The organism is Mesomycoplasma ovipneumoniae (assembly GCF_035918255.1).
In the GTDB taxonomy this organism is placed as follows: domain Bacteria; phylum Bacillota_I; class Bacilli_A; order Mycoplasmatales; family Metamycoplasmataceae; genus Mesomycoplasma; species Mesomycoplasma ovipneumoniae_A.
This window is the reverse complement of the sequence record NZ_CP142136.1, coordinates 58,755-71,658: the sequence shown is the minus strand read 5'-3', so window position 1 is coordinate 71,658 and position 12,904 is coordinate 58,755. Positions and strand designations below refer to the sequence as shown.

12 protein-coding genes, 1 other RNA gene and 1 pseudogene are annotated in these 12,904 nt (G+C 28.8%); 3 read left to right on the top strand and 11 right to left on the bottom strand.

What is annotated here, in order from left to right; translation table 4 throughout:
• Positions 1-4: 4 nt before the first annotated feature.
• The 6 genes from U3G01_RS00310 to U3G01_RS00285 form a co-directional block, all read right to left on the bottom strand.
• Complete coding sequence (locus tag U3G01_RS00310; protein ID WP_255030848.1) at positions 5-844, bottom strand: leucine-rich repeat domain-containing protein; 840 nt, start codon at positions 842-844, stop codon at positions 5-7.
• Positions 845-908: 64 nt separating this feature from the next.
• Positions 909-2,624, bottom strand: a complete 1,716-nt coding sequence (locus tag U3G01_RS00305) for a hypothetical protein (protein ID WP_255030846.1) — start codon at positions 2,622-2,624, stop codon at positions 909-911.
• Positions 2,609-3,433 carry an ABC transporter permease gene (locus tag U3G01_RS00300; RefSeq protein ID WP_010321240.1) on the bottom strand — a complete coding sequence of 275 codons (825 nt, stop codon included), beginning with the start codon at positions 3,431-3,433 and terminating at the stop codon, positions 2,609-2,611. The genes U3G01_RS00305 and U3G01_RS00300 overlap by 16 nt, the downstream gene beginning before the upstream one ends.
• Positions 3,426-4,286, bottom strand: coding sequence for an ABC transporter permease (locus U3G01_RS00295; protein ID WP_143825138.1), 861 nt, complete (start codon positions 4,284-4,286; stop codon positions 3,426-3,428). The genes U3G01_RS00300 and U3G01_RS00295 overlap by 8 nt, the downstream gene beginning before the upstream one ends.
• Positions 4,273-5,607 carry an ATP-binding cassette domain-containing protein gene (locus U3G01_RS00290; RefSeq protein ID WP_255030845.1) on the bottom strand — a complete coding sequence of 445 codons (1,335 nt, stop codon included), beginning with the start codon at positions 5,605-5,607 and terminating at the stop codon, positions 4,273-4,275. The genes U3G01_RS00295 and U3G01_RS00290 overlap by 14 nt, the downstream gene beginning before the upstream one ends.
• A gap of 498 nt (positions 5,608-6,105) precedes the next feature.
• On the bottom strand, positions 6,106-6,801 hold the full coding sequence (locus tag U3G01_RS00285) for a potassium channel family protein (RefSeq protein ID WP_010321236.1): 696 nt from the start codon (positions 6,799-6,801) through the stop codon (positions 6,106-6,108).
• A 235-nt stretch (positions 6,802-7,036) separates the two neighbouring features.
• On the opposite strand from U3G01_RS00285, the gene U3G01_RS00280 reads away from it, so the two are divergent.
• The 3 genes from U3G01_RS00280 to rpsT all read left to right on the top strand — a co-directional run bounded on the left by U3G01_RS00280 (position 7,037) and on the right by rpsT (position 9,491).
• Positions 7,037-8,521: a TrkH family potassium uptake protein gene (locus U3G01_RS00280; protein WP_255030843.1), complete on the top strand. Its 1,485-nt coding sequence runs from the start codon at positions 7,037-7,039 to the stop codon at positions 8,519-8,521.
• A 97-nt stretch (positions 8,522-8,618) separates the two neighbouring features.
• Positions 8,619-9,074, top strand: a complete 456-nt coding sequence (locus U3G01_RS00275; protein ID WP_255030841.1) for a YhcH/YjgK/YiaL family protein — start codon at positions 8,619-8,621, stop codon at positions 9,072-9,074.
• 144 nt (positions 9,075-9,218) lie between these two features.
• On the top strand, positions 9,219-9,491 hold the full coding sequence (rpsT, locus tag U3G01_RS00270) for a 30S ribosomal protein S20 (protein ID WP_010321233.1): 273 nt from the start codon (positions 9,219-9,221) through the stop codon (positions 9,489-9,491).
• Between the two features lie 102 nt (positions 9,492-9,593).
• Here rpsT and rplA read toward each other — a convergent pair whose 3' ends face one another.
• The 5 genes and pseudogenes from rplA to tpiA all read right to left on the bottom strand — a co-directional run.
• Positions 9,594-10,289, bottom strand: a complete 696-nt coding sequence (gene rplA / locus U3G01_RS00265; RefSeq protein WP_010321232.1) for a 50S ribosomal protein L1 — start codon at positions 10,287-10,289, stop codon at positions 9,594-9,596.
• On the bottom strand, positions 10,289-10,732 hold the full coding sequence (gene rplK, locus U3G01_RS00260) for a 50S ribosomal protein L11 (RefSeq protein ID WP_010321231.1): 444 nt from the start codon (positions 10,730-10,732) through the stop codon (positions 10,289-10,291). The genes rplA and rplK overlap by 1 nt, the downstream gene beginning before the upstream one ends.
• Before the next feature lie 518 nt (positions 10,733-11,250).
• Positions 11,251-11,599, bottom strand: an RNA gene (gene rnpB, locus U3G01_RS00255) — RNase P RNA component class B.
• Between the two features lie 49 nt (positions 11,600-11,648).
• Positions 11,649-11,915, bottom strand: a complete 267-nt coding sequence (gene rpsO, locus U3G01_RS00250) for a 30S ribosomal protein S15 (protein ID WP_010321230.1) — start codon at positions 11,913-11,915, stop codon at positions 11,649-11,651.
• Positions 11,916-12,111: 196 nt separating this feature from the next.
• Positions 12,112-12,828 (bottom strand): annotated as a pseudogene (gene tpiA, locus U3G01_RS00245) (triose-phosphate isomerase); the annotation flags it as partial.
• Positions 12,829-12,904: the final 76 nt, after the last annotated feature.

The window sequence follows — 12,904 nt, the reverse complement described above, 5'->3', positions numbered from 1 at the left end:
AAAATTAATTAAATGGTGAGTTGAGAGAACTTGATTCAGGAATGTTCTCAAAATTTTCGTTAGTTTTTATAATGTTATCTTTAAAAGCTGATGTTCCAATTGTAACTGGTTTTGCACTTTTATTGAATTTTACGGTTTCAATTTTGTTAGATTCAAAAGCGCTAGTAAAAATCTCGATTAATTTAGTATTTTGGCTAAGGTCAACATGTTGAATTTTATTATCAAAAAAAGCACCAGTTTGAATAATCTCTAAATTCTTAGAGTTTGAAAAATCGACCTGTTCTAAATTATTTTTAGCAAAAGCTTGCCTACCTATTGAAACTAAAGATGAAGGTAAAACTAGTTTTGTTATATTATTTCCTTGAAAGGCAAAATTACCGATTTTCTTCAAATTTGTCGCCTTTGAGAAGTCAAGTTCCTTAATTTTTTCTTGATCAGTCAAATTTGCACTATCTGCATAAAATGCATAATCTTCTATTTCAGTTAGTGTTTCTGGGAAAATTATTTTTGACAAAAAATAAAAATTTACCTTAGTTTCTTGTGGTTTTTGAGTGTTTTCGGTACCAGGTTGATTAGTTTGATTCTGATTTTGAAGAGTGGTTTTTTGAAAAATCCGTGATTTTAGACTAAAAAATGCAGATTTATCAATTTTTGTTAGTTTAGAATCTGTTAGGTCAAGCACAAAAGAATTTGTTGACTCATCAATTTTTACATATTTGGAATCAGTTTTATCTATCGAAGCAAGAAGTTGTTCAGCTTGAGATACATTTTGACCGCATGCAGAAAGTGCAACTATTGGTGATAACAGCGCTAATGTTTTTAATATTTTTTTAAACTTGAACATAAAATAAATTTTACAATAATAATTAATAAAAATATTAAATTAGAAACTTTTATTGATAAAAGTCTTAATTTTTTGTCTTTAAATTATAGTAAGTGCGAATTTGAGAAGCAAGTCTTTCATCCAAAGGCTTTAAAAAAGTATAATTTAGTTGATATCTGCCCTCATCAGTGTTTGTGTCAGTTGGCATATTTCCATAAAGAGTTTGCTCAGGTTGTTGAGAAAGATACATATTTAAAGCTCGAAGCGATCTATTTGATGAAGTTTCGGATTTTATATTATCATAATTCAAATTTTTCTCATCAGCAATAATTTCATCATTAAGGTCAATAAAAACCGAACGGTCTTCACCTTCTAGAGTTTCGCGAACAGTTTCGACTGCATCGTTAAAGTAGAATTTTTTAAAGAATTCAAAGGATTTTTTAAATGCTGGAGTGTAATTTATAAAATCAAAATTTGCTAAAAAAGGTAAGGATTCATAGTCAAAATAGAAACCTTTTCCATTTTTAGGTTCAAATTTTTCGGTTTCACTATTTTGGACAAAAGCAAAATCAACCTCAATTTTTGCTGTTTGGACAATTTCTTCTAAGTCAAAATCTTCGCCTTTAAAAATTCCTTCATAAAGTGAGTTATAAACCTTATCGGTCAACTCAGGCGAGGTGTCTTTTAAAATAATTCAGCCATCAAGTAAAGTTAAATTATTTTTTGGACGGATAATTGCAATTGTATTTTCTTCTTCGAGTTCTTCATAATTATCTTTAGAATAATGAGCATCAAGCGAATCGCCATTATATAAAAAACCAACATCTTGATTCAAAGAAGGATCAATTACTGAATTGGCTAAGTCAAGACCTGATGTTTTAAAAACATTATGTCGCAAATTAAAATAGTCAAAACCAGAAATTTCACCAATATAGTCAATAAAACCATCAACAAATGATTTATAGTTATTTTCAGTTATAATTTCACCGTATTGATTAGTTTTTTCAGCCCCAATTAACAAATTATCCCTCATAGCTTCTGTTCATTCAAAAAAACTATAGCCATTTTGTCTCAAAGTTTTGCCAATTCCGGCGAGACTTTGATCTTCAAATTTAAGACCTTTTTCTTGAATTTCTTCTTTTTGCTCAGCGGTTCAATTATTCTGAAATTTACGGAGATTTTTTCTTTTACCATCAACATCATAATCGCCAATTGTGTAGGCAATTACCTTGTCTTGGGTATAATAAGGGATGAAAAACTCCCAAAAACGGTCCTGAATTCCGTCATTATCAATGTCAAGATTTTTTTGCGGATCATAGGCATCTTTCATAAATTGATCATATTTATCAATATGCTCAACAATTTCAGGACGAAAAATTTCTTCAAAAGCGGCCCTTTTTTTATTGATAAATTCTTGCTTTTGGGCCAAAGAAAAACTCTCATAATTTTCTGGTTTTTGAAAAACCTTAGTTAGTTGTCAATTTGGAAAAAGTTTTGAATAGTCTATTTTTTGCAAAAGACCTTTTTGCGCCAAACGTGCAATTTGAAAATCTGAACCTACACCAGCAATTGTACGATTGTCTTCGATTGCTCTTGTAAATTCGCTAACATCACCAAACTCGCGATAATTAAAATCTTTGTTAATTACATCGCGACCAAAATCGGAAATGTAAGCTTCATAATTATAGACAACTGGTTTGAAAGGGAAGCTTGATTTTGAAAAAGATGCAATAAAAACAACACTAATTACCGAAAGGGCGAGTGTTATTTTGGCAAAAAAATTAACTAAATTCTTTTTCATGTTTTTTCCTTTTTATTTTTATAATAAAGTCAAATTAAATTAGAAATCACGGAAATGAAAAGCATAATTGTTCCCAACATTAGCGCTCAAGTCTTAAAAGTTCCTTGATACAAAAGCGTTCCAACTGTTTGGGTGTTTGATGTAATTTTTGTGATTATAAAATCGTCAAATGAAAGAAAAGCAACAACCGGAAAAACCGAAATTATCGCTGGCGACATGTGTTTTAAATAAATCAAAAATCATGCCTTCATTTTTGAATAGCCTAAATCTTGGGCTGCTTCATATAAACTTAGCGAAAATTTTTCACTTCTTGGATACATTATCAAAATTCCGTAAGGTAAAGTCATGACAATATGGGAAATAATTGCTCGATACAAACCTTCATGAGCCGCTGAAAGTGAACCAAATATGAACCCTAAAATAATTGCAAGTGAAACTGCGGTAATCACATCAGGATTAATTAAAGGAATATTTGAGGTGGCATTTACATAAATTTTTACGGATTTATTTTTTTGTCTTCAGAGAGCAAAAACTGTTAAAAGTGAAAGGAAAACAACGGTTATTGCAGCAAAAATTGCAATAATTAATGAGTTAATTAGCGCTGATGCAAAAGTGTCTTTTGCAAATTCGTCAAATGCTTGCAAACTAAATTTGTTTCATGTTGAAGAGACAAAACCTTTTTTTGAAGGACTGTTAAATGAAAAAATAGAGCCAAAAATTATTGGAATATAAAAAATTATTATCAAAAATCAAACGTAAGTTTTTTTCAAAATCTCGTGTTTTTGAAAAAAATCAATAATTTTAGTCATATTTAAATCCTTTAATTTTCATGATAACAATAGGTGTAAAATGAATTAGTGTATAAATCCCAATAAAAACTAAAAGTGTGACTAAAACAAGTGATGAAACTCTAGCTAAATCAAAAGGGTTTGTTGTGTTTGCAGAATTATTAATTAAATTTCCAATTAGTTGATTTTGTGATCCATTTGGTAGCAATTTATCTGAGACAACTATAGATGTTGCCGCCATTAAAAAAACAATCGCAAATCCAGAGCTAATTGCACGAAAACTATAAGGAACAACCACTTTAATCAAAACTCGAAATTTTGAGTATCCTAAATCTGTACCAGCTTCAATTAAATTTTTAGGCATATCTCTAAAAATTGTATAAAGTGGAATTACCATAAAAGGAAAATTCAGAAAAATTAGACCAAGAATCATAAAAGAGTTATTATTTAGCGATCCTTCGTCAAACATTGACAAAAATAAAGCTCGTAATGAGAAAACTTTTGCGATTGTAAAAATAATTAAAGGGGTAATTATTAATGATAAAGAATAAATTTTAAAAATACGTGATTTTGAATTTGCGACAATAAAAGCATATGGAAAAGCTAAAATTAAGCAAATAAAGGCGCTAACTAAACCAACAAAAATTGAACGGGCAATAATTTGCCAAGTTGTTTGCTCTTTTACTAAAAGATGGTTGTCAAATGGCTCACCGTTTGTCGAAAGTGGACTTACAGATTTAACAAAAAGTAAAATAAGTGGAATAACTATTAAAATTAGAGCAAATACAAAATAAGGGAGAACAAGACTGATGCGTGGGTTTAAACTTTTTTTGAAATTTTGTCAAAATTTATCAAAAAAGCTAAGAGTTTCCACTTTCCATCTCCATTAAATGAATCGCATCATCGTCTCACTTTAAATAAACTTCGGTATTAAGATCGTAAAAATCATTAGTTTCAACGTAAATGACTTTAGAACCAACTTGAATATCTAGTCAGTAATATGAACCTTTGTAAATATTTTGAACAACTTTACCTTTAAAATATCCAGAATTTAAGTCAATATCGATGTCTTCAGGACGAATAAGTGCATCCAGTTTTTGTCCATAACTAAATTCTGTGTGAATTGTATAGAGCTCAATGCCAAGAATTTCAACCTTATTTTTTTCAATAAATTTTGCTTCAAAAAAATTTGAATCACCGATGAAATTAGCAACTCATTTATTAACAGGATAGTCATAAATTTTGGTTGGCTCATCATATTGAGCAATTTTTCCGTTACGAATTACGGCGATTTTATCTGATAATTGAAGGGCTTCGTCTTGATCATGAGTTACAAAAATGAAAGTTAGACCTAATTTTTGCTGAATTCTTTTGAGAAAAACTTGCATTTTTTGTCTAATTTTTGCATCTAAAGCTGATAATGGCTCATCCAATAAAACTATTTCAGGCTCAATAACGAGCGATCTAGCTAGTGCAACTCGCTGTTTCATTCCACCAGATAACTCTGAAATTGCGCGGTCTTCGTTTCCGCTTAGACCAACAAGTTCGATAATATCCTTAATTTCGTTATCAATTTCAGTTTTTGTTATTTTTCGAGTAAGGTATTTTTTTTCAAAAGTTACAGATTTATAAAAAACATAATTTTCCCAATTAGAATATTTAAAATCTGAATCATCAAGTTTATCCTGTAATTTTTTACGGGTTTTATTGTCTAAATTGGGATTTTCAAGTTGTTTTTCTAGGTTTGCTTGCAAATTATTAAGTTCTGCAATTTTTTGGTCTTGCTTTGCTTGCCATTTTTGCTTTAATTCTTCGAACTTTTTCCAAGTTGATTGTGGAATTTCAGAATCACTTTTCTTAATTCTTTTTAATTTTAGGCCAAATTCAATATTTCCTCTAACTGACAAATGTGGAAAAAGTGCATAATCTTGAAAAATAGTCGCTGTATCTCGTTTATGGGCTGGAACATCTTTAATATCAACCCCATTAAATTTAATTTCGCCACGGGTTGTTCATTCAAAACCACCAATTAGGCGTAAAATCGTAGTTTTTCCAGATCCAGATGGACCTAAAAGAGTGACAAAATCACCTTTTTTGATGTCCAAATTTATTTGATTTAAAACTTTCTTCTCACCAAATTCTTTATCAACATCAACAAGCGAGATTATTGTTTCACTTTTGTGAATTTTTTGCATTTTATAATTCCCTCTTGAGTAGATAAAATTAAAAACAATATCTAATTTAAATAAAAAAATGTAATTTTATTCTAAAAAAAATATGAAAACTTCATCTTTGAAGAAAAAAACTCTTCTCTAATGAAGAGTGGTGGGGAATTTATCGAAAATATCTTCTGATGCAGATTCATGGAAAAAAGCAGCATCATCAAAGAGTGATGCCGCAAACATATAATATTTTAATAAATATAAATAGTATTTTCCAAAATCCATGATTATTGGAAAATTATACTATATTTTTAATTTTCCAAAAGAATTTAGCAAAATAAAATTTTATGCTGTTATTTCAAGAACTTTTAAAGAGCTTTCCCCTAAAATTTTCCAATTTTGGCTTTTTATTGACTCCATTTTTTGCAAAACTGTTGTAACATCACCAATTTTTCTGAATTTAGCAAAAATAAAATTTTATGCTGTTACTCCAAGAACTTTTAAAGCACTTTTTCCTAAAATTTTCCAATTTTAGCTCTTTATAGACTCCATTTTTTGCAAAACTGTTGTAACATCACCAATTTTTCCGATTATTGTTATTTCATCATTTTGATGAATTATTGTTTCAGCAGCCGGCAAAATTGTTTCCTTATTTCTTTTAATTAAAACAACATTAACGTTATACTGACGTAAATTAGCGTTTTTTATACTTTTGTTAATGTATTTTGGCGATTTAACATTAACGCTTCCAGCAAATATTCCATTTGCTATTTCTTTAAGATTATCTGCATAATTCAGGAAATTTTTATCAACACTCAAAAGCGCCATTTTAATTCCAGCTTCTTCTTCAGGACTAATAATTCAGTCAACACCGATTTGTTTTAAAACACGAGCATGTCTTTTATTAACAGCACGCGCAGCTATTTTTAAGTTGTTAAAAAAATTAATTTCTGTTTGTAATTCTAATAAAGTTGCAATAATTTCGATATTGTCTGAAGTAGCAACAATTATTGTGTCTATATCTTCAAGTCCAACTTCATTACGAATTGCATTTATGTCGCTAGCGTCCATTATAATTGGTTCTACAGTCGCAAATTCACGAATAAATTTTAAATTTTCAGCTCTTTTGTCAATAACAATAATATTGTGACCTGATTCTGCTAGTTGGGTTATTGCTGCTCTACCTAGTCGTCCAGCGCCAATTATACAAATATTTGCTCGTTTCATTTACTTAAATTTTATCTAAAAAACAATAAATTAATTCAAAAATCAGAAAATTTTTGAAAGTGCACAAATGCAAATGTTTTATACGATAGTTTTTTGTCCATTTTTAAATTTTTTTGTTTTGACTTTGTTTTTTTAAAAAAAATTGTATAATTTAATAATTAGCTTTTTTTGTATGTTTTATATAAATAAATAAGGACTATTTTTTTAATTTAGTCAAACATTAAAACGAGGAATAATGAACTTGAAAATTAATATCAAAAATTTTCTGCGGTCCATTTTTTCTCTTAAAAAAATACATATTATTTTCACTTTTTACACGTTAGTTATTCTTCTTGGGGCAGGAATTCTAACAGGTTCGTTTTCACACACTAATAATTCAGAAAAAATTAATTTTTTTTCGGCTCTTTTTACTTCAGTTTCTGCCTTTAGTGATACAGGTCTTAGTTTAGTTGATACTGGTACAAGTTTTAATATTTTTGGACAGGCTGTTATTGCCATTTTAATTTCTCTGGGTGGAATTGGAATTTTTGCAATAAAGTTTTACATTTTTAACCATTTATTTGGAAAAAAACTAAGTATTTTGTCGCGTGAAATTTTAAAAATCGAAAGAGGTTCAAGTAAACTAAGCGAACTAAAAGGCGTAATCAAGGTTTCTATTAATTTTTTTTTGATTCTTGTTTTAATTAGTAGTCTTGCTCTGAGTCTTTATTTTTATTTTTATGATGCTGAACCACAAAAATTTTCATTTCAAAAATCACCCTATAAAAATATATCTTTATCGCTAAGATTTGCTGTTTTTCATAGCATTTCTGCAATTAATAATGCTGGTTTTGATATAATCGGACCAAATAGTTTTGAACCTTATTATCACTCTTATTTTTTGCAAATTATGATAATAATTCTGACAATAATAGGTGGAATTGGCTACCCGGTAATTTATGATTTTTTTAGCTTTTTTAAACTTAAACTTTCTAAACAGAAAATAAAAAGATTTAGATTTTCTTTGTTTACAAAAGTTTCAATTTTGAGCTATTTTGTTATTGCACTAATTGGTTTTATTCTTCTAATTACTTTCGAAGCTAGTTCAAATTCTCCTTTTACTTTTTGAAACCAAGAGCAAAATGGCAACTGATTTGATAAAACATTTGCATTATTATTTCATAATTTTATGACTCGCTCAACCGGTTTTTTTACATTTGACTTAAAACAGCTAACTCAACCAAGCACATTTTTAACAAGTTTATTGATGTTTATTGGCTCTGCGCCGTCTTCTACAGGTGGTGGAATTCGCGTTACAACTTTTTGAATTTTTATAGCTGTGGTTTTGTCTAAAATTAGGGGAACTAGTGATGTTAATATATTTAAGAGAAAAATCACAACTGATAAAATTGTTTCAGCTGCGACTGTGTTTTTTATATCTTTTATTTTAGTAGTAGCGATAGTTTTTCTCTCAAGTTTTTCATTAGACGATTTATCGAGCCAGCAAAAAACTAGTGATTATAAAATTTACCATTTAGTTTTTGAGGTCATGTCGGCTTTTGGAACCTCGGGCCTCTCGACAGGTTTGATTCGAAATTTATCTGTTATTTCACAAATCGGATTTATGATTATTATGCTAATTGGTCAGCTTGGAATTACCTCTTTTATTTACGTTTGACAAGGCGATAATATCGGCAAACAGAATAAAACTTACATAACCGAAGATATTTTAATAGGGTAATTTTTTAACTTAAAACGTTTAATTTGAAATTTATTCTTTTTTAGATCAATTTTTTTGCTATAATTTAAGAAAAATATAAATAAAAGAGGGGTGGAAAATGATTTATGACAAATTAGAAAATTTTAGCAAATATAGTTGTTTAAATGAAAATTTTGCAAAATTAGCAATTTTTCTAAAAGAAAATGACCTAGAAAAATTGCCACTAGGCAAAACTCTAATTGATGGAGACAGAATTTTTGTATTACATGTTGATGTTGAAAGTTTCGACGATACAAACGCTCTATATGAATATCACAAACGATACGCAGATGTTCATATAGTAATTGACGAAAAAGAACAATATTTCTTTGATTTTTCAGAGAAATTAGTCAATAAAGTAACAGATTATTCTGAAGAAAATGATGTAGCTCTTTATAAAAAAGATTCGACCCGAAATTTAATTAGACCGTTAAAAGGGGAATTTTTAATTTTTCTACCTGGCGATGCTCATTTGCCAAAATATACTGGACAAATTGGTGTAGTTAGAAAATTAATTTTTAAAGTTGAATATTAGTGTTATTGATTTTAAATTTTTTTATTAAGTCTAGAGATTAAAAATTCATTTTTTAGATATAAATAACATATTTTTATGGTATAATTTTTAGTACCGTTTTTTAAAGGTCTGAAATAAACTATTATATATAAATATAGGAAAAAAATGGCAAATATAAAATCCAAAATTAAATCAATCACCAAAATGCAAAAAGCAAGAGCAAGAAATAATGCAATTAAATCTCGTGTAAAAACAGCAATCAAAAAAGCTAAAATAGCTGTTACAAGTCACGCAGAAAATCAAAATGAATTAGTTGCAAAAGCTCACAAAGAAATTGCAAAAGCAAAATCAAAAGGTGTTTTTCACAAAGGAAAAGCATCACGAAAAATTTCTAGACTTCATTTGTTTGTTAATAAACATCAAAAAACAACAGTTTAATCTCTTTCTTATTTTAATAATAAATTTTGAAATTTTTTCGAAGTTAAAAATAAAAAAACCCTTAAATTTAAAGGGTTTTTTTATTTTACAGGTTATTTTTTATTATAAATTGTCGAAGCGAATTTTAATAGAAGGACCCATAGAAGCAGAAACTGTTAAATTTTTAAAATAGTTTCCTTTAACTGAATTTGGTTTCAATTTACGAATTAATTGTAAAAGGGTTTTAGCATTTTGGACTAAATGATCGGCTTCCATGTTGGTTTTTCCAATTAATGAGTGAATAATTCCGTATTTATCAGCGCGATAATTTGCTTTACCTTTTTTAATTTCAGCAACAGCTTTTTCCGGTGTTGGAGTAACTGTACCTGTTTTTGGGTTAGGCATAAGCCCTTTTGGACCTAATTTTTTCCCGTATCTACCTAAAACTGGCATTAATTTAGGTTCAACAACAATAACATCAAAATCAAAATTATCAATTTTTAAATTTTGTTCAAGTTCAGCTGTTGAATAAATTAAATCAGCGCCTGCTTCTTTGGCTTTAGTTGCTACCTCTGAAGAATCAGTTGCAACAAGCACACGCACAGATTTTCCGGTTCCATAAGGTAAAACAACAGAACCTCTTAATTGTTGGTCAGCTTTTCGAGTATCCAAATTAAGTCGAATAGCTAAATCAACAGAGCCAGAAAATTTAGTATAAGATGTTTTTTTAACCAATTCCATTGCTTCTTCAAGTGAATAATAATGATTTTTATCAACTAATTCACGAGACTGAGCTAATTTACGTGAAATTTTTTTCATTATTTAACTCCTTGTAGAAATTCTTCGATACCTTCAACTTCAACGCCCATTTGTTTGGCGGTTCCATAAACTGTAAGAATTGCTTTTTCGATATTATCAGTATTTAAATCTGGTAATTTATATTCTGCAATTTCTTTAAGTTGCTCAAGAGTAATTTTAGCTACTTTTTCAGCTTTAGATTTTTTAGATCCAGATTCGATTTTTGCAGCTTGTTTAATTTTATAAGAAGTTGGGCTTGTAAATAACTGAAATTCAAAACTTTTATCTTTAAAAACAGTAATTTTTACAGGAACTGGTTCGCTTCCACGATTTTTTGTTTCATCGTTAAATTTTCTTGTAAACTCAGGCATTACAATACCAAGACCTGCAAGAGCTGGTCCAGGTTTTGCTTGACCGGCATTGAATTGCAATTTTGCAACTCTAACTACATTTTTTTTTACCATTTCGAGCATCCTTTTATTTTTTTAGTTCTCTTAGTGGTTAACGGTTTTAAACCTTCCACAAAATTTATTTAAAATTATACCACAAAATTATTTATTAAAAAACTTTTTTGGACTAAAAAACCACAACATGTGGCTTTTTTCTCTAAATTAGTGATCAACTACGACAAGATGTAAAATTTTTATAAATAAAACAACAACTTCGTCAACTTTGACCACTGAAGACCATCAATTTAAAAGTTTAATTTTAACTCAATTTAAGATGTTCCTCGATCTATTTAAGATGTTCCTCGATCTCATTGTTTTTAACCTCCATAAATTTTTACCATTTAATTTTACCATAAAATCATTAAAAACCCAAAAATCAGTAAGATTTATATATTTTTAAAATCATGATTTTGGCTGATTTGCAGATTTATTTTATGATAAATAAGATTTTAGAAGTCTAAACAATAATGACCAAAAAATTAAAAAAAGTGTGCATTTAAATAAAAAAACAGCGATTTTTCGCTGTTTTTTGCACTAATAAGCCGCGTTCTGTATCAGTCAACCATTTATCTAGGTTTTATTAAAACCTTCCAATTTAAGTTCGTTTCCCAAATTGGATTCCCCTACCAAAATTTAGGTTTCTAGCTCATGGAGTTTACCGCGTTTCACTTTATTTGTTAGGATTTTTTATTATTAGGAGTGAACAATGATTATGAAAAATTTAGAGTAACAAATAAACTCGTCTCTGTGGCACTTGTCGTCTAGGCTTGGATTTTTTAGATCCAACATGAACACTACTACCATCACAGGTAGTGCTAGCGCGGACTTTCCTCAAGTTTTTTTAAATTAAAAATTTAAAAATACCAGCGGTTGACTTGTGCAAAATTAAATTATACCATACTTTAAAAATACTTGGTATAAAAATTTAAAATTATTTACGTATATTTAAAGCTTCGATTGTCTCTTTGTAAGTTTCAAAACTTTTTTGTTTTAAATAAGAAAGTAATTTTTTACGTTTATTAACCTTTGCAATAAAACCTCGCATTGAGTGTTTGTCCTTCTTATTTTTTTCAAAATGAACTTTTAATTTTTCAATATCCTCAGTTAATATTGCAATTTGAACGGCTGTATCACCAGTGTTTTTGGCGTTTTTTCCAAATTTTAAAATTAATTCTTGTTTTTTCGCTTTTGAAATCATTTTAATTCCTTTAAAAAAATAAATAAATACAATTTAAACCTAGCAATAATTCGCGAAACTATTAAAACCAAGCATAAATTTAACTAATAAATCAGGCAAATTATTCATCTAGATCGATATCACCGCATCCACAATGATTGTCGTCCTCTAATATGCCAGAATTTAGTGGATCTGTTGCGCATGCATCAGAAAATTTTACCATTTTATAAAATTGTTTAGGATCTAATGATGCGCCACCAACAAGTATACCATCAATAAGTTTTGAATTTAAAAAATCTGCATAATTTTGTGAGTTAACAGAACCTCCGTAAATAACTCTAACATTTTTGCCAAATTCTTCTTTAATTAAGGATGAAATTTCATTGGCGATTGTAGCAGATGCTGTTTTGCCGGTTCCAATTGCTCAAATTGGTTCATAAGCTATTATCGCTTTTTCGAAATTTAGCACGTGTTTTACGACATTTATTTGTGAAATTATAACTTTTTTAGTTAATTTATTTTCATATTGTTCTAATGTTTCCCCGACACAAAATACGGGAGTTATGCTGTATTTTTGTGCTTGTCAAATTTTTTGAGCTAAAACTTCATCAGTTTCATTAAAAAACATTCTTCGCTCAGAATGACCAATTATTATGTGACTAACGCCTAAATCTTTTAACATTTTAGCGCTAATTTCGCCTGTGTAAGCTCCAGATTCAAACTGGCTAACGTTTTGAGCGGCTATTTTTAATGTTTTAACCTGAGATTTAGAAATTTCACTTAATAAAGTAAAAGGTGGGGCAATCGCAAACTCCATTGTTTTAGCGACTTTTTCTGGATTTTTGTTAAAAAGCGTGTCAAATTCAAAAAGGAAATCATAAAATTCCTTTCTGATTTGATTCATTTTTCAATTCCCGATAACAATTTTTTTCATGATATAAGTAAAAATTATAACATAAATTAGCCAAAATAATAGTGTTATTTTTTAAGTTTCTACTTTAAATAAAAAA